General features: G+C 63.2%; 16 protein-coding genes. 15 read left to right on the top strand and 1 reads right to left on the bottom strand.

Annotated features, from left to right (window positions below; all coding sequences use genetic code 11):
* Positions 1 to 6: 6 nt before the first annotated feature.
* On the top strand, positions 7 to 594 hold the full coding sequence (locus BVG79_RS03300; RefSeq protein WP_236951448.1) for a nicotinate-nucleotide adenylyltransferase: 588 nt from the start codon (positions 7 to 9) through the stop codon (positions 592 to 594).
* A complete protein-coding gene (dacB, locus tag BVG79_RS03305; protein WP_085785631.1) occupies positions 594 to 2,063 on the top strand; it encodes a D-alanyl-D-alanine carboxypeptidase/D-alanyl-D-alanine endopeptidase in 1,470 nt (489 codons plus the stop codon). Before BVG79_RS03300 ends, dacB begins: the two co-directional genes overlap by 1 nt.
* On the opposite strand, the gene BVG79_RS03310 is transcribed toward dacB, so the two are convergent.
* A complete protein-coding gene (locus BVG79_RS03310; RefSeq protein ID WP_085785632.1) occupies positions 2,048 to 2,467 on the bottom strand; it encodes a tellurite resistance TerB family protein in 420 nt (139 codons plus the stop codon). The two genes, dacB and BVG79_RS03310, sit on opposite strands and share 16 nt — an antisense overlap.
* Positions 2,468 to 2,605: 138 nt before the next feature.
* Between BVG79_RS03310 and BVG79_RS03315 the strand changes: the two genes are divergently transcribed.
* From BVG79_RS03315 to BVG79_RS03375, 13 genes are all read left to right on the top strand, one after another.
* Positions 2,606 to 4,186: a lysine--tRNA ligase gene (locus tag BVG79_RS03315; RefSeq protein ID WP_085787217.1), complete on the top strand. Its 1,581-nt coding sequence runs from the start codon at positions 2,606 to 2,608 to the stop codon at positions 4,184 to 4,186.
* Positions 4,187 to 4,271: 85 nt separating this feature from the next.
* Complete coding sequence (locus BVG79_RS03320; RefSeq protein WP_085785633.1) at positions 4,272 to 6,560, top strand: glycosyl hydrolase family 28-related protein; 2,289 nt, start codon at positions 4,272 to 4,274, stop codon at positions 6,558 to 6,560.
* A 101-nt stretch (positions 6,561 to 6,661) separates the two neighbouring features.
* Entirely contained in the window at positions 6,662 to 7,483 is an 822-nt protein-coding gene (locus tag BVG79_RS03325; RefSeq protein ID WP_236951404.1) for an urease accessory protein UreD, read from the top strand.
* A 1-nt stretch (position 7,484) separates the two neighbouring features.
* Entirely contained in the window at positions 7,485 to 7,787 is a 303-nt protein-coding gene (locus BVG79_RS03330) for an urease subunit gamma (RefSeq protein ID WP_085785635.1), read from the top strand.
* Between the two features lie 9 nt (positions 7,788 to 7,796).
* The gene (locus BVG79_RS03335; protein ID WP_085785636.1) at positions 7,797 to 8,102 is read left to right on the top strand and encodes an urease subunit beta; all 306 of its coding nucleotides are present in this window, start codon (positions 7,797 to 7,799) and stop codon (positions 8,100 to 8,102) included.
* 12 nt (positions 8,103 to 8,114) lie between these two features.
* Positions 8,115 to 9,824 (top strand): urease subunit alpha, encoded by a 1,710-nt coding sequence (ureC, locus tag BVG79_RS03340; RefSeq protein WP_085785637.1) that lies wholly within the window; start codon positions 8,115 to 8,117, stop codon positions 9,822 to 9,824.
* Between the two features lie 9 nt (positions 9,825 to 9,833).
* A complete protein-coding gene (locus BVG79_RS03345) occupies positions 9,834 to 10,463 on the top strand; it encodes an urease accessory protein UreE (protein WP_085787218.1) in 630 nt (209 codons plus the stop codon).
* The gene (locus BVG79_RS03350; protein ID WP_085785638.1) at positions 10,447 to 11,088 is read left to right on the top strand and encodes an urease accessory protein UreF; all 642 of its coding nucleotides are present in this window, start codon (positions 10,447 to 10,449) and stop codon (positions 11,086 to 11,088) included. Before BVG79_RS03345 ends, BVG79_RS03350 begins: the two co-directional genes overlap by 17 nt.
* Positions 11,089 to 11,099: 11 nt before the next feature.
* The gene (gene ureG, locus BVG79_RS03355) at positions 11,100 to 11,714 is read left to right on the top strand and encodes an urease accessory protein UreG (protein WP_085785639.1); all 615 of its coding nucleotides are present in this window, start codon (positions 11,100 to 11,102) and stop codon (positions 11,712 to 11,714) included.
* On the top strand, positions 11,711 to 12,427 hold the full coding sequence (locus tag BVG79_RS03360) for a 2-dehydro-3-deoxygalactonokinase (protein WP_085785640.1): 717 nt from the start codon (positions 11,711 to 11,713) through the stop codon (positions 12,425 to 12,427). Before ureG ends, BVG79_RS03360 begins: the two co-directional genes overlap by 4 nt.
* Positions 12,428 to 12,430: 3 nt before the next feature.
* Complete coding sequence (locus tag BVG79_RS03365) at positions 12,431 to 13,339, top strand: LysR family transcriptional regulator (RefSeq protein WP_085785641.1); 909 nt, start codon at positions 12,431 to 12,433, stop codon at positions 13,337 to 13,339.
* A 142-nt stretch (positions 13,340 to 13,481) separates the two neighbouring features.
* Positions 13,482 to 14,336, top strand: coding sequence for a VOC family protein (locus BVG79_RS03370; RefSeq protein WP_085785642.1), 855 nt, complete (start codon positions 13,482 to 13,484; stop codon positions 14,334 to 14,336).
* A gap of 1 nt (position 14,337) precedes the next feature.
* Entirely contained in the window at positions 14,338 to 15,300 is a 963-nt protein-coding gene (locus BVG79_RS03375) for a glutathione S-transferase family protein (protein WP_085785643.1), read from the top strand.
* The last annotated feature ends 169 nt before the right edge of the window (positions 15,301 to 15,469 follow it).

A 15,469-nucleotide genomic window follows, 5' to 3' on the forward strand; every position in this document is an offset into this window, starting at 1 on the left:
CCCTTGATCCTTCCGCCTGCCGGGCGTGGTCAGATCGTGGGGTTGCTGGGCGGGTCGTTCGATCCGCCCCACTTGGGCCATGTGGCCATCACCAAACAAGCCATGGCGCGGTTCGGATTGGATCGCGTCTGGTGGCTGGTCAGCCCCGGCAATCCGCTGAAACCGAACGGCCCGGCTAGTATGGCCCGCCGCGTGGCCGCCGCCCGCGCGATGATGACGCATCCGCGCGTCAGCGTGACCGACATCGAGGCGCGCCTGCACACCCGCTACACCGCCGATACGCTGGCCGCGCTGCAGCGCTTGCGGCCCGATTTACGGTTCGTATGGCTGATGGGCTCGGATAATCTGGCGCAATTCCATCGCTGGCAAAACTGGCGCGGGATCATGGACAGTGTGCCGATTGGCGTTTTGGCCCGGCCGGGCAGTGGGCTAGGCGGGCAATTGTCACCTGCTGCCCGCGCCTATGCCGGGGCGCGGCTGACTGAAACGCAAAGTCACCTCTTGGGGCGCAAGGCCGCCCCAGCGTGGGCTTTCGCGCATATTCCGCTGAACGGGCTGTCATCAACGGCCATTCGTGCCAAAGGGGGCTGGTGATGGTTTCACGCCGCGGGGTTCTGACGGGGCTGCTTGCGACATTGGCGGCACCCGCACTGGGGCAGGTGCCATTCCCGCCATCGCGCCCGACATTCGTGCCCGCTGCGCTGCGGGTTTCGCCCGCGCAGATGCTGGCCGAGGCTCGGTTGGGGGATGGTGTCGGCTATCTGGTTGCGCGGTTGTCCGATGGCCAAATCATCGAATCGCGCGCAGCCGACCTGACCTTGCCGCCGGCCAGCACGGCCAAGGTTGTGACTGCGGCCTACGCCTTGGGCCATCTTGGGCCCGATTATCGTTTCGACACATTGGTGCTGGGCCAGGGCGCGATCCAAGATGGCGTTTTGCAGGGCGATCTGATGCTGGCGGGTGGAGGCGATCCTGTATTGGATACGGCTAATCTCGTGGGCTTGGTGGGGCAGCTAAAAGCGGCAGGCCTGCGCCGTGTGGCGGGGGCGTTTTCTTATTTCGATGCGGCGCTGCCTGCGATTGCGGAAATCGACCCCGGCGCACAAACGCCGCAAGCGGCCTATAATGCCGCAATCTCTGGCCTGAACCTGAACTTTAACCGTGTGCATTTTCAGTGGACACGCGTGCAAGGGGAATGGCAGCTGAAAATGGACGCGCGCGGCGGCGGGGTCGAACCGGCTGTTTCGATGGTGCAGATGGCTTTGGCCACGCGCGGCGCGCCTATTTTCACGCACGCCACCGATGGCGTGGTCGAGCGATGGACCGTTGCCCGCGAGGCGCTGGGCAATGGCGGCTCGCGCTGGCTGCCGGTGCGTAACCCCGGCCTTTATGCGGCGGATGTGTTCCGCACGCTGTGCGCGGCGCAGGGTATCGCACTGCCCGCGCCCCAGCGCGCAACGACGTTGCTGGCCGGCAATGTGCTGGCCCATCATCAAAGCCCAGAACTGCTGATTATCTTACGCGATATGCTGGCCTATTCCACCAACCTGACTGCCGAGGTGGTCGGGCTGACGGCCAGCCTGCGGGCGGGCGGGGCGGTAAGCAGCCTTGCGCAATCCGCGCAGCGCATGGCCGCATGGATCGCCGCCACCCACGGCGCGCAGATGGTGCTGGTGGACCATTCCGGCCTTGGCGGCGCGGCGCGTGTCTCGCCCGCGCAGATGGTGGCTTTCTTGCGCAGCGTTGCAGGCGGCCCGCTGCGCGGCATTTTGAAACCGTTCGATCTGCAGGATGCGGCTGGCGACAAGCTGATGGGCGCCCAGCCACAGGTGGCGACCAAAACCGGCACACTGAACTTCGTCAGTTGCCTTGTCGGCTACATCGACCCGCTGGATGCGGAAGATGTGGTCTTTGCAATCTTGTCCGGTGACATCCCCGCGCGCGAGGCTACGCTGCAAACCCCCGAGGAAATTCCCCCGGGGTCGCGCGCATGGAATACCCGCGCGCGTCGCCTGCAGCAGCAGCTCGTCCAACGCTGGGGTGCTATTCAGAGCACCATGTAACGCGCCCGCGCGCCGCGTTCGATGGCAGCGGCGTGCAGGCGGTCCAGTTCAAACTCGTCTCGAATTTCTTCCAGCATACGTGCCTCGGGGCCGGTGATTTGCCCATCGGCGGCGGCCACGTCGCAGGCCATCGCATAGGCGGTCTCGAAAAGCTTTTCGGGCAGCGCATCGCGGATCAGGCCGAACAGGGCATCCAGCCCGTCCTCTTGATCCAGCAGGTCGAACACAGTGCGCGCGACCAGCGCCAGATGGTCGGAATCATAATTTGCGAAAATCGGCATCGTGTTCACGATGGTGGTGATCTGCACCAGTTCCGACGTGCGGATGTTTTCATCTGCCGCCGAGACACTGATCATGACCGCAACCAGCGCATCTTGCGGGCTGAGCGAGGGGATGTCCTGCATTGGGCTTCTCCGGATATTTTTGCCATCCTAGCTGCGGATTTGATCGCCGCACAGATGCGACTTTGTTGACGCTGCGCCCGCAAGTCCCTAATTGGGGGCGCTACGGCCAATTCCGGCCCAAGATGATGGATGAAAGAGATGTCTGAACTGCGCGACGTTGCGATGCAAAGCAAGGCCTGGCCCTTTGAAGAAGCGCGCGCGCTGCTCAAACGTTATGAAAAAGCGCCGCCTGAAAAGGGCTATGTCCTGTTTGAAACGGGCTATGGCCCGTCGGGTCTGCCGCACTTGGGCACCTTTGGCGAAGTGCTGCGCACGACCATGATCCGCCGCGCGTTCGAGAAAATCTCGGATATTCCGACGCGTCTGATCTGCTTCTCGGATGACTTGGACGGGATGCGCAAGGTGCCCGAAAACGTGCCGAACCAAGAGATGCTGTATGCGAATATTCAAAAGCCGCTGACCTCGGTGCCCGACCCGTTTGGCGAGTACGACAGCTTTGGCGCGCATAACAACGCGATGCTGCGCCGTTTTCTTGATACGTTCGGGTTCCAGTACGATTTCTATTCGGCCACCGAATTCTATGGTTCGGGCCAGTTCGACGCGATCTTGCGAGCGGTTGTGGATAACTATGACGCGATCATGGCTATCATGCTGAAATCGCTGCGCGAAGAACGTCAACAGACCTATTCCGCCTTTTTGCCGATTCACCCCGAAACCGGCCGCGTTCTGTACGTGCCGATGAAAGAGGTGAACAAGGAAAACTACACGATCACTTTTGACGATGAAGATGGCCGCGAATGGACGCTACCTGTCACCGGCGGCAATGTGAAATTGCAATGGAAGCCCGACTTCGGCGCCCGCTGGGCCGCGCTGGGCGTCGATTTTGAGATGTACGGCAAGGATCACGCGACCAACACGCCCATCTATGACGGTATCTGCCGCACGCTGGGGGGCCGCGCGCCGAACCACTTCACTTACGAGCTGTTCTTGGACGAGCAGGGCCAGAAGATTTCGAAGTCGAAGGGCAACGGCCTGACGATCGACGAATGGCTGCATTACGCATCCACCGAAAGCCTTGCCTATTTCATGTATCAAAAGCCCAAAACCGCCAAGCGGATGCATTTTGACGTGATCCCGAAGGCGGTCGATGAATACCATCAGCAACTGCGGGCCTATGCCACGCAAGACCTGACGGCGCAGCTGAACAACCCCGTCTACCATATCCACAACGGCGATGTGCCCGCATCGGATATGCTGATCCCGTTCGCGATGCTGCTGAACCTTGCCTCGGTGTCCAGCGCCGAAAGCAAAGAGACGCTATGGGGCTTCATCGCGCGGTATGTGCCCGACGCCAGCCCGGCCACCAACCCCGGCATGGATGCCGCCGCCGAATTCGCGGTGCGCTATTACAATGACAAGGTGAAGCCGCACAAAGTCTTCCGTCTGCCGACGGATGCCGAACGTGCCGCCATGGAAGACCTGCTGGCCGAACTGCGCGTGTGGCAAGGCGGTGCGGATGCCGAGGAATTGCAAAATCTGGTCTTCGCCATCGGCAACAAGCACGCATTCCAGCCGCTGCGCGATTGGTTCAAGGCGCTGTATGAAGTGCTGCTGGGCGCATCCGAAGGGCCGCGCTTTGGCGGGTTCATTGCGCTTTACGGTGTCGATGAAACCATTGCGCTGCTCGAGCGCGCCTTGGCGGGCGAGCTTGTAGCCTAAACCCATCAGACAACGCGCGGTGCTGCTGCGCGTTGTCAACCTCGCTTGCCTAAAGCCTTGTCCGAACCGGAAAAAGGGGCAAGCGATGAACAAGGCAATCACGGACGGGCTGGTTTTGATGCCGGCCAGCTTTGCGGCGGGGCTGGCGAATTGGTCACGGGGCGATGGCACGCCGGGGTCGGCCACATATGCGACGGGCGGGGCGGGCACGCTGGTGCCAGCCGACCAAGACTTTGGCGCCGCGCTCGAGCTGCAAAAAACCGCAGCGACGCAGAAAATCCGTTACATGACCGCGACGCCGCTGCTGCCGGGGCTGTATTTGCGCATCACCGCGCGGGTCAAGGCTGTTGCGGGCGCGCTGCCCGCCGTGCAGATCGCGGGCTATCCGACGAACGGGTCGGGCGCGGCGATCACGGGGCTGACGGTGGTCGGGGCGGCCAAACAGCTGACGACCTATGGCGAGGTGGTCGAGGTCTCGGCCGTTGTCGCCACCGGCCAGCGCGCTGGCGTCAATATGGTCTGGCGTAACGCGGCCTATGGGTATTTCGGTATCAACTTTACCGGCCCCAATGGCGGCCTGCTGCGCGTTGATGATATCGAGATTGAGGACATCACCCATGCCTTCCTGCGCGATATGATGGCGCAGGTCGATGTGCGCGACTATGGCGCGGTCGGCAATGGCGTGGCCGATGATTCCGCTGCGTTTCTGGCCGCCGATGCCGCCGCCGCAGGGCGCGAGATTCTGGCGCCGGCGGGCACCTATTTTCTGGATCAGGACGTGACCTTGCTGGCGCGCACCAAGTTCGAGGGCCGCGTGATCGTGCCCGACAACCGCCGTTTTATCCTGCAGGGCAACTTCAACCTGAACGCCTATATCGAGGCCTTCGGCGACGAGGAACAGGCCTTCCGCAAGGGCTGGCAGGCGCTGCTGAACAATGCCGACCACGAGGGGTTCGACCTGTGCGGGCGCCGTATCACCCTGACGCGCCCGTTGGATATGCAGGCCTGCGACCCTGGCCGGACGACCTTTGCGCAGCGCCGCGTGATCCGCAACGGCCAGTTCCAACCCGACGAAAGCCCCCTGTGGGACGCGCAAACCGTTACCGCGCAGGCGACCTATACCGCCGCAAACAGCACACGGTTGACCGGCGTCAGCGGGATCGGCGCGATTCAGCGCGGCAGTTTGGTCACAGGCACCGGTGTCGGCCGCGAGGTTTATGTGACCGATGTAGACGTGGCGAACAACACGCTCACCCTCTCGGCCGAATTGTATGACGCCGAAGGCACCCAAACGTTCACCTTCACGCGGTTCAAATATCTGCTGGATTTCTCGGGCTATACGACGCTGAGCCAAGTCATTCTGGCGGATGTCGATTTTCAGTGCCAAGGCCGCGCCAGCGGGGTGATGCTGGCGCGCGGCGGCACTGCATTCCACATCCGCGACTGCTTCTTCACTCGCCCCAAAGACCGCGGCGTCACCTCGATCGGGCGGGGCTGTCAGGGGTTGCAAATCGACCGCTGCCAGTTCCTCTCGAACGAGCAAGACCTGCCGGTGACTAGCCGCGTGTCTATCGGCTTCAACACCAATGCGAACGATGTAAAGCTGCGCAACACCCGCGCCGTGATGTTCCGCCATTTCGGCGTTCTGGCGGGGTCGGGTAATATCGTCATGGGGAACCACTTCTTCGCGGGTGATTCCGAAGGGACGGGCGTGCGTTATGCGGGGCTGGTCATCACTATGCCGAACCCGCGCATGACGATTATGGGCAACTACATCGACAACAACTCGTTGGAATGGACGAATGAGCATTCATCCAGCCCGGCGCTGGGCGTGCAGTTCAGTTTTGGCGGATTGACGATTTCGGGCAACAACTTCACCGCTGGCAATGTCGCGCCGTGGTTCAGCTGGATTGTCATCAAGCCATATGGGGCGGGTCACTATATTCAGGGCCTGACCGTCACCGATAACGTCTTCCGCACCATCGCTGGCACGGTCGAGCGGGCCGAGCGTGTCGACACCACCTTCGCTGATTTGGACTTTGGCCGTGTGCGCAACGTGCTGTTCACCGGAAACGTCTTCAACGCCGTCACGAACGAGGCGCGCAACCCGCTGAACGTCAGCTTTACCCAAGGGGGCGCCAGCCGAACATGGGTGCTGGATGGGGGCGCGAACCTGCCCTTTGGCGGGCGGCTGCGCACAGTGGAATCGGTCGTGGCGATGGGCGGCTTGACCACAGGCTCGGGCGGGGCGGTCTACGAGAACCCCTCGGTCGAGGTCGAGTTCGGCGACAGCCGCAGGCAAGCGCGGCTAACCTTCGGCACGGCGTGCCGTGGCACGGTGCGCTGCATGGTGCGCATGGATAACCCGAACTAAGGCGGATCAGGGCGGCCCGATGGGTCGCCCTTGCTGCATTTAGGGGGCTGGCGCGCAGCGCAGGGCTGCCATACCTTGGGCGAAAACAACAGGGTATGCAGTTGACGACGCCAGCCTCACCCCCCCGCCAGCCCCGATCCGAGGGGCAGCTGGTCATCACCGCCAAATACGATGGCGGTCGCGCGCGCTTGGGCGATCTGCGCCAGCAGGGGTCATTTCGTGCGCTGTTTCCCCATGGCGCGCGTGATGACGTGTTGGCGATCATGCTTAACACCTCGGGCGGGATTACGGGGGGCGATCGGTTCGATACCACCGCCATTGCCGATGCCGGTGCCGCGCTGACCCTGTCGACCCAAGCGGCCGAGCGCGCCTACCGCATCGCAGGCGACGAACCCGGCAGCGTGACGGTGCAATTGCGCGCCGCAGAAAACGCCGTTCTGCACTGGCTGCCGCAGGAAACCATCTTGTTCGACGGCGCGGGCCTGCACCGCACGCTGGACATCGACATGCACCCTACCGCCCGCGTCGTCATGTGCGAGCCGCTGATTTTGGGCCGCCGCGCGATGGGCGAGCGTGTCGGTACCGCCCGCCTGCACGACCGCTGGTCGGTGCGACGCGGCGGGACGCTGGTGTTTCTGGACGCGCTGCATCTGGATGGCCCGGTACAGGATATGGCCGACCAGATCGGCGTTGCCGACGGGGCAGGGGCGATGGCGCAGGTGATGCTGGCCGCGCCTGATGCAGATGCTGAACTTTTACGCATTCGCGCGCTTTTGCCCCCCACGGCAGGGGCCAGCCTTGTGCGCGACGGTCTTTTGTTTATCCGTATTCTGGCCGAAGATGGGTTTACGCTGCGCCGCAGCCTGATCCCGATTCTGGAAATTCTGACGCGCGCGCCCCTGCCAAGAACTTGGAGCCTCTGACATGCAACTGACCCCCCGTGAAAAGGACAAGCTGCTGATTTCCATGGCGGCCGAGGTCGCCCGTCGCCGCCTTGCGCGCGGGGTCAAGCTGAACCATCCCGAGGCGATTGCCTTGATCACCGATTTCGTCGTCGAGGGGGCCCGCGATGGCCGATCGGTCGCCGACCTGATGCAGGCGGGCGCCCATGTCATCACGCGCGCCCAATGCATGGAAGGGATCGCCGAGATGATCCACGACGTGCAGGTCGAAGCGACCTTCCCCGACGGAACCAAGCTGGTCACCGTCCACAATCCCATTCGCTAAGGGGCCGCTATGATACCCGGAGAGATCTTTCCCGCCGACGGCGATCTGACCTTGAACGCCGACCGCGAGGCGATCACGATGATGGTCGCAAACACGGGCGATCGCCCGATCCAGGTCGGCAGCCACTACCATTTCGCCGAGACGAACCCCGCGCTGGATTTCGACCGCGCCGCCGCGCGCGGGATGCGTCTTGATATTGCCGCAGGCACCGCCGTTCGGTTCGAGCCGGGCCAGCGCCGTGATGTGCGCCTGATCCCGCTGTCGGGCGCACGCATTGTGCATGGGTTCCGCGCCGAAGTCGCCGGTCCACTTTAAGGGGGTTGTCAGATGTCCACCAAAATCGCGCGCGCGGATTACGCGGCAATGTATGGCCCCACCACGGGCGACAAGATGCGTCTGGCCGATACCGAACTGGTGATCGAGGTTGAACGCGACCTGACCACCTATGGCGAGGAAGTGAAGTTCGGCGGCGGCAAGGTCATCCGCGACGGCATGGGCCAAAGCCAAGTCACCCGTGCGGGCGGCGCGGTTGATACCGTCATCACCAACGCGCTGATCATAGACCACACCGGCATCTACAAGGCCGACGTCGGCCTGCGCGACGGGCGCATCCACAAGATCGGCAAGGCCGGCAACCCCGATACGCAACCGGGCGTCGATATCATCATCGGCCCCGGCACCGAGGCGATCGCCGGCGAGGGGCGCATCCTGACGGCGGGCGGCATCGACAGCCACATCCACTTTATCGCGCCCCAGCAGATCGAGGATGCGCTGCATTCGGGCCTGACCACCATGATCGGCGGCGGCACCGGCCCCGCGCACGGCACGCTGGCCACTACCTGCACCCCCGGCCCGTGGCACATCGGGCGGATGCTGCAAGCTGCCGATGCCTTCCCGATGAACATGATGTTCGCGGGCAAGGGCAACGCCAGCCTGCCCGCCGCGCTTGAGGAACAGATCCTTGCGGGGGCCGCCTGCCTGAAGCTGCACGAAGACTGGGGCACGACCCCCTCGGCCATCGACACCTGCATGACCGTCGCCGACGCGATGGATGTGCAGGTGATGATCCACACCGACACGCTGAACGAATCGGGCTTTGTGGAACACACGCTGAAGGCCATGGCGGGCCGCACCATTCACGCCTTCCACACCGAAGGCGCGGGCGGCGGCCACGCCCCCGACATCATCAAAATCTGCGGCGAGGATTACGTCCTACCCGCCTCGACCAACCCGACGCGTCCGTTCACGCAGAACACGCTGGAAGAACACTTGGATATGTTGATGGTGTGTCACCACCTCGACAAATCCATCCCCGAGGACGTCGCCTTCGCCGAAAGCCGCATCCGCCGCGAGACGATTGCTGCCGAAGACATCCTGCACGATATGGGGGCGTTTTCGATCATCGCATCCGACAGTCAGGCGATGGGCCGCGTGGGCGAGGTGATCATCCGCACGTGGCAGACCGCGCACAAGATGAAGGTGCAGCGCGGCCGTCTGCCCGATGAAACGGGCGAGAACGACAACTTCCGCGTCCGTCGCTATATCGCCAAATACACGATCAACCCCGCCATCGCCCACGGCATCAGCCACGAAACGGGTAGTGTCGAGGAAGGCAAGCGCGCCGATCTGGTGCTGTGGAACCCTGCATTCTTCGGTGTGAAACCCGAGATGATCCTGATTGGTGGCAGCATCGTCGCGGCGCAAATGGGCGACCCGAACGCCTCGATCCCGACGCCGCAGCCGGTTTATACGCGCCCGATGTTTGGGGCGTTCGGCAAAGCGGTCGAAAACAACGCGGTGACTTTCGTGTCCGCCGCCGCCGCTGCTGGCGATCTGGGCCGCCAGCTGGGCCTTGGGAAAATGCTGCTGGGGGTTGTGAACACCCGCAACATCGGCAAGCGCGACCTGAAGCTGAACAGCGCGACCCCCAAGGTCGAAGTGAACCCCGAAACATACGAAGTGCGCGCCGACGGTGTTTTGCTGACGTGCGAGCCTGCAAAATCGCTGCCGATGGCGCAACGCTACTTCCTGTTCTAAGGCCTGATGATGACCCTGCACGCCCATGATATCGCCCGCGCTACGTCCGAGGCTCCGGTCGATTTCGTCGAATTGACCTATGAAGAACGCCTGATCCGTCGCAAGCGGATCACCACGGCAAACGGCCTGTCGTTTGTGGTCGACCTGCCCGAAACCGTGGGGCTGGACGAAGGCGACGCCTTTGTGCTGGAGGATGGCCGCCACGTGGTCGTCATGGCCGCTGACGAGGATCTGATGGAAGTGCAGGGCGATTTGCACCGTTTGGCATGGCACATTGGCAACCGCCACGCGCCTTGCCAGATCGAGATGGACCGTCTGGTCATCCGCGCTGACAAGGTGATGCGCGACATGCTGCTGGGCTTGGGCGCGGTGGTCAAAGACCTGCGCGAGCCCTTCCGCCCCGAAGGCGGCGCTTATGGGCATGGTCGCACCATGGGCCATTCGCACGGGAATCAGCCCCATGAACATGCCCACGATCACGCGCACGACCATGCCCACCACGACGGCCACGACCGCCTGCACACGCTGATGCAGGGTGATGCGCCCGCAGGGTCCGAGGATGGCCATCACCACCACGACCACACCCATGATGAGGTGCCGAACCTGCGCCCCCATCACCACCATGACCATAAACACTGAAAGCCTGCTGACCCTATCGCAATGGCTGTCGCCAGCCTATCCGGTAGGGTCGTTCGTTTTTTCGCATGGGCTGGAACAGGCAATTGTCAGCGGTACTGTCACCGACAAAGACAGCTTGATCGCGTGGCTAGCGGCCGTGCTGGCACATGGCGCTGGGCGAAACGATTGCATCCTGATCGGCGCCGCATGGCGGGGGGGTGATCTGCCCCACACCATCGCCTGCGGCGAGGCGCTGCAGCCCAGCCGCGAACGTCTGCTAGAGGCCCGTACCCAAGGGTTGGCCTTCGCCAAAATCACGCGTGATGTGCGCGGCTATGATCTGCCCGATACCGTGTTCCCCGTGGTGTTCGGGCGCGCTGCCGCACTGGCGGGCGCGCCGCTGGTGCCTGCTGCGCAGATGTATCTGCTGGCCTTTGTCACCAACCTTGTCCAAGCCGCGCAGCGCCTGATGCCGCTGGGCCAGACCCGCGCCCAGCAGGCGATCGAGGCGTTATCGCCGCTTTGTGCGCAAACGGCGCTGGAAAAAACCGCGCTGACATTGGATGATCTGGGCGGCTTTGCCCTTTCGGCCGACATCGCTGCGATGCGGCATGAAACTCTGCAGCCGCGCCTGTTCCGATCCTGAAAGGAAAGAAGATGACGAATTCCCCGAACGGCCCGCTTAAGCTGGGCATTGGCGGCCCCGTGGGCGCGGGCAAAACCACCCTGACCGCTACCTTGGCCAAGCGGCTAAAGGACGAGCTGTCGCTGGCTGTCATCACCAACGACATCTACACCCAAGAGGATGCCGAGGCGCTGATGCGTCTGCAAATTCTGCCCGCTAGCCGCGTGATGGGCGTGGAAACCGGCGGCTGCCCGCATACCGCGATCCGCGAGGATGCCTCGATCAATCTGGCCGCTGTCGCCGAAATGCGCACCCGCCACCCAGATCTGGATCTGGTGTTGATCGAAAGCGGTGGCGATAACCTGTCGGCAACGTTTTCGCCCGAACTGGCCGATGTCACCATCTATGTGATCGACGTGGCCGCGGGCGAGGAAATCCCCCGCAAGGGCGGCCCCGCCATCACGCGGTCGGATATTCTGATCATCAACAAAACCGACCTTGCCCCCTATGTCGGCGCATCATTGGATGTGATGGAACGCGACGCGACCCGCGTGCGGCAGGGCCGCCCGTTTGTCTTCACCAGCCTGCGCAAGGGCGAGGGGGTGGACGAGGTAATCCGCCTGCTGAAAGACATCGGTGGCCTGTGACGGGCGCGTGGATTGCACTTGACGGGCTGACCCGTCGCGGCTGGAAGATGCAGGGGGCCAGCGTCACCGGCACCTTCGCTTTGGATGCGGGGCTGCCCGATGGCGTGCCGGTTGTGGCCTGCGGCCTGTCCGGGCCGCTGCCCCGCGCGCTGCCCGCCAAACCGCTGGATGGGCTGGCGCTGCAAAACAACTGGGCGCTGGTGCCCGGCCTTGTGCAGCAAGACACCGGTGCCACCACGCTGGGCGAGGAGGCGCGCATCGCCGGTTGGCTGCGCGCGGCGGGCGACTGGGATGGCGCGATTTGTATTTGCCACGACCGCACACTCTGGGCCCATGTCAGCGCGGGCGAGGTTGTGGGCCTGCGCGCCAGCCTGACCGGCCGCATCGCCGACCTGCTGGACGAGGGGCAGGCCCCAGCTGACATTGATATGGTCGCGTTCGATACCGCGGTGCAGGATGGCTACGCTCGGCCCGAACAACTGCTGGCGCGGCTGGAAGGGGCGGCAAGCGTTAGCGCCACGCACGGCCTGCTGATCGGCGCCGATCTGGCAGGGGCCAAGCGCTGGTGGCTGGGGCAAGATATTGTCGTCATCGGCCCGCGCGCGGATATTTATGCCCGCGCGTTGCAGGGTTTGGGGGCCGCGCCGCGCACCGCGCCTGACGCAGAGACAACCTTGGCGGGGCTGATCGCCGCCGCCGCGCGCAAGGGGTAGATTATGGACCGTTTGGACGCCGACCGCTTGCTGGTTTCCGTCATCGACCTTGGCAGCTTCGCCCGCGCGGCCGAACGCCATAACGTCAGCCCGGGGCAGGCGTCCAAGGTGGTCTCGCGCCTCGAGTCTGACCTTGGCGTGCAACTGCTGACGCGCACCACGCGCGCCCTGTCGCTGACCGAGGCGGGCCAGACCTATGTCGAACGCATCCGCCGCGTGATCGAGGAAATCGACGCCATCGAATCGACGCTGCGTTCGAGCACGGGGCGACCGTCGGGGCGGCTGCGTGTCACCGCGCCGCTGACGTTCGGGGTCTCGACGCTGACGCCGATTCTGGTCGAATTTGCGCGCGCCTACCCCGAAATTGCGCTGGACGTCAGCTTTTCTGACCGTGTCACCAGCCTGGTGGACGAGGGGTTCGACGTCGCTGTGCGCATCGGCCATCCGGTCGACAGCAGCTTGATCGCGCGCAAGCTATGCGACATCCGCGTGGTGTTGGGCGCGGCGCCCGCCTATCTGGACCAGCACGGAACGCCCGCGCAGCCCTCGGCCTTGATCGGGCATGAATGTGTGATCGACGCGAATTTTTCGGACGCAACCCGTTGGCGGTTCAATACGCCGGACGGGCGGGTATCCGTGCCGGTGCAGGCGCGCATGACGCTGTCGAACGCCGAAAGCTGCGCCCGCGCGGCAGAACTGGGTATGGGCATCGCCCGCGTGCCCAGCTTTGTGGCGGGGCCGTTGGTGCAGCGCGGCGCGCTGGTTCCGCTATTGACCGATCAAGAAGACGACCCGATAGGCCTTTTCACGGTTTTCCCCGCCGGTCGCCACCAGCCGCTGAAGCTGCGCAGCTTTGTCGAGTTTCTGGCCGGTCGTTTCCGTGGTCAGCCCGAGTGGGAGCGCGGCTGGTAATTCGTTCCAATATGGAAACTTAATAGTCTCAATTGCATGACTTAATGCTTCTGATGCAATAGTCTATCTGTCGTTCAACAGTTAACGCGGTCAGCCCCACCAGCCCTGACAAGGGATGGGGCCTCTAGCGAGGAACGACAGAATGACGATTTCAAACCAAGCCCCAACCTTTGTCGGCGGGGTGACATTGACGGTCAAGGATCTGCCCACAGTTGCAGATTATTACCGCACGCTGCTGAACCTCGAGACGCATTCCAGCGATGGTGCCGAGGTTGTTCTGGGCGCCGACACCCCGTTCTTGACCTTGCGCGGCGACAAGTCCGCCCAAAACGCCGGCCCACGCCAGTCGGGCCTGTTCCACACCGCTTTCTTGCTGCCACAGCGCGCCGATCTGGGGCGCTGGGTGATGCACGCCATCGACAAGCGCATTGCCGTCGGCGGCGCGTCCGACCACGGCGTGAGCGAGGCGATCTACCTGACTGACCCCGAAGGCAACGGGATCGAGATTTACACCGACCGCGCCCATGCCGACTGGCCCTCGCAATCCGATGGCAGCCTCGACATGTATACCGAGGCGCTCAACGTGCAGGATCTGGTGCAAAGCGCCGGTAACAGCCGCTGGGCGGGCATCCCGCAGGGCAGCTATATCGGCCACGTCCATCTGCAAACGGCGATCTTGTCTGCCGCCGAAAACTTCTACGCCAAAGCCTTGGGGTTCGAGGTGACGACCCGCTATCCGGGTGCGATTTTCTATGGCTCGGGCGGCTATCACCACCATTTGGCATCGAACATCTGGAACAGCCGGAATTCGGCCCCCCGCACGGCCCACATGACCGGCCTGTCCGAGGTGCGCCTGCTGAACCAAACCCCCGCCGTTCAGGCCCAAATGGTTGCTGGTCTGCAAGCTGCCGGTGCCGAATTTGCCGAAACCGATGGTGCCATCCGCATCAGCGACCCCAGCAATACCCTGTTCGATATCCGCGTGAAGGAGGCCTAAGATGTTGGTGAATGGCAAATGGGATGCCGATTGGCAGCCGGTGCAGGCGACCGATAAAAAGGGCGGCTTCGTGCGCCAGATCTCGGGCTTTCGCAACTGGGTCACGGTTGACGGCAGCGCAGGCCCGACGGGCGAGGGCGGTTTTCAGGCCGAAGCTGGCCGCTATCACCTGTTCGTCGCGCTGATCTGCCCGTGGGCATCGCGCACGCTGATTGCGCGGGCGCTGAAGGGGCTGGAGGACGTGGTCACAGTCTCGATCGTCGAGCCCGAGCTGACGCGCGAGGGCTGGAAACTATCGGACGCCGCTTTGGCTGACGTCGAAACAGCCCAAGGCGCGACCTATCTGCACCAGATTTATACTGCGACCGATCCGGTTTACACGGGTCGCGCGACCGTGCCCGTCCTGTGGGACCGCAAGACACGCCGCATCGTGAACAATGAATCGGCCGACATCGTGCGGATGTTCAACACGGGCTTTGGCGCGCTTGCGAAAAACGACATCGACCTTTACCCCGCCGATATCGCGGCTGATATCGACGCGCTGAATGACTGGATCTACCCGCGCCTGAACAATGGCGTTTATTGCGCAGGCTTTGCCACCACGCAAGTCGCCTATGACGAAGCCTTTGCCGATGTTTTCACGGCGCTTGATGCGTTGGAAGATCGGCTGCTGGGCAAAGGCCCGTTCCTGTTCGGCGACCGCCTGACCGAAACCGACATCCGTGCCTTTGTCACTTTGGTGCGGTTCGATCTGGCCTACCACGGCCTGTTCAAAACCAACAAACGCGCGCTGACCAGCTATCCGGCGCTTTCAGCTTATCTTGAGCGTGTTTTGCAGGTGCCGGGGGTTGCGGCAACCGTTAGCCCCGACCATATCAAGCGGGGATATTATTCGATCAAAGCGCTTAATCCGAACGGCATCGTGCCTGATGGCCCCGATCTGCCGTGGATGCGCCTGTTGTAAAGGCGCGCGCAGTCTTTTCTTGTACTTGGGGCGATTTGGCCCGATTTTTGTAACGTCCCGCCCGTGACGGCCTGTTCTCCAGACAGGCAACGGGCATCATATTCGCCCTTTCCATCCCTTGGGCGGACATGAGGAAAGGCCGCCCTGTCTCCAGCAGGGCGGCCTGATG

It is taken from the genome of Ketogulonicigenium robustum, assembly GCF_002117445.1.
GTDB lineage: Bacteria > Pseudomonadota > Alphaproteobacteria > Rhodobacterales > Rhodobacteraceae > Ketogulonicigenium > Ketogulonicigenium robustum.

What these genes read in the sequence shown, in the direction of transcription:
- dacB (WP_085785631.1), top strand. Translation starts at nt 594, where the DNA reads ATGGTTTCACGCCGCGGGGTTCTGACGGGGCTGCTTGCGACATTGGCG.
- BVG79_RS03310 (WP_085785632.1), bottom strand. Translation starts at nt 2,467, where the DNA reads ATGCAGGACATCCCCTCGCTCAGCCCGCAAGATGCGCTGGTTGCGGTC.
- BVG79_RS03315 (WP_085787217.1), top strand. Translation starts at nt 2,606, where the DNA reads ATGTCTGAACTGCGCGACGTTGCGATGCAAAGCAAGGCCTGGCCCTTT.
- BVG79_RS03320 (WP_085785633.1), top strand. Translation starts at nt 4,272, where the DNA reads ATGAACAAGGCAATCACGGACGGGCTGGTTTTGATGCCGGCCAGCTTT.
- BVG79_RS03330 (WP_085785635.1), top strand. Translation starts at nt 7,485, where the DNA reads ATGCAACTGACCCCCCGTGAAAAGGACAAGCTGCTGATTTCCATGGCG.
- BVG79_RS03335 (WP_085785636.1), top strand. Translation starts at nt 7,797, where the DNA reads ATGATACCCGGAGAGATCTTTCCCGCCGACGGCGATCTGACCTTGAAC.
- ureC (WP_085785637.1), top strand. Translation starts at nt 8,115, where the DNA reads ATGTCCACCAAAATCGCGCGCGCGGATTACGCGGCAATGTATGGCCCC.
- BVG79_RS03345 (WP_085787218.1), top strand. Translation starts at nt 9,834, where the DNA reads ATGACCCTGCACGCCCATGATATCGCCCGCGCTACGTCCGAGGCTCCG.
- BVG79_RS03350 (WP_085785638.1), top strand. Translation starts at nt 10,447, where the DNA reads ATGACCATAAACACTGAAAGCCTGCTGACCCTATCGCAATGGCTGTCG.
- ureG (WP_085785639.1), top strand. Translation starts at nt 11,100, where the DNA reads ATGACGAATTCCCCGAACGGCCCGCTTAAGCTGGGCATTGGCGGCCCC.
- BVG79_RS03365 (WP_085785641.1), top strand. Translation starts at nt 12,431, where the DNA reads ATGGACCGTTTGGACGCCGACCGCTTGCTGGTTTCCGTCATCGACCTT.
- BVG79_RS03370 (WP_085785642.1), top strand. Translation starts at nt 13,482, where the DNA reads ATGACGATTTCAAACCAAGCCCCAACCTTTGTCGGCGGGGTGACATTG.
- BVG79_RS03375 (WP_085785643.1), top strand. Translation starts at nt 14,338, where the DNA reads ATGTTGGTGAATGGCAAATGGGATGCCGATTGGCAGCCGGTGCAGGCG.